This is a genomic window from Tepidimonas fonticaldi (genome assembly GCF_001675355.1).
Lineage (GTDB): Bacteria > Pseudomonadota > Gammaproteobacteria > Burkholderiales > Burkholderiaceae_C > Tepidimonas > Tepidimonas fonticaldi.
In genome coordinates this window covers 1-594 of sequence record NZ_LZDH01000060.1, presented here as the reverse complement: position 1 = coordinate 594, position 594 = coordinate 1, and the positions used below count along the sequence as shown (strand labels likewise).

Sequence of the window (594 nt, the reverse complement as noted above, 5' to 3'; positions counted from 1 at the left end):
TTTATAATTTCCTCCGTGACTTTGTATAGAATAACAAAAATAATATGTTATATGTAGGCATAGAAAACCCGTGCGATTTGCACGGGTCTTTATAATATTAATTGATACTAATATAAACTATAGGATCATACCGCCGAATATGAAGCCGAATGAAACAGCTAATGCGACAGCGATGGTACCTGGAATAAAGAATGGATGGTTAAAGACAAATCGGCCAATACGTGTTGTCCCTGTATCATCCATTTGTACTGCTGCAACCAGTGTTGGGTAAGTAGGCAGAATAAATAGACCAGAAACCGCAGAGAATGATGCGATAGCCGTTAATGGGCTTACATTCAGCGCTAATGCCATAGGCATCAATGCTTTTGCTGTTGCAGCTTGTGAGTATAGTAAAGCAGAACAGAAGAAGCTAATTACCGCTAACATCCACGCGTGCTCATGGATTAAATCACCGGCAGTTTCTTTGATCCAGTCAATGTTATGCTGTACGAAAGTATCACCTAACCCAGCAACACCTACAATACAAGTACATGCGCTCATACCTGCTTTAAAGGTACTTGAGTTCAAGATTGCATCAGTATTAACACGACAGAA

Annotated in this window: 1 protein-coding gene; it reads right to left on the bottom strand. The window is 39.9% G+C overall.

Features of this window, described 5'->3' with window-relative positions; translation table 11 throughout:
* Positions 1-117: 117 nt before the first annotated feature.
* The coding region (locus tag A9O67_RS13190) for an anaerobic C4-dicarboxylate transporter family protein (protein WP_331711363.1) at positions 118-594 on the bottom strand (477 nt) is incomplete at its 5' end.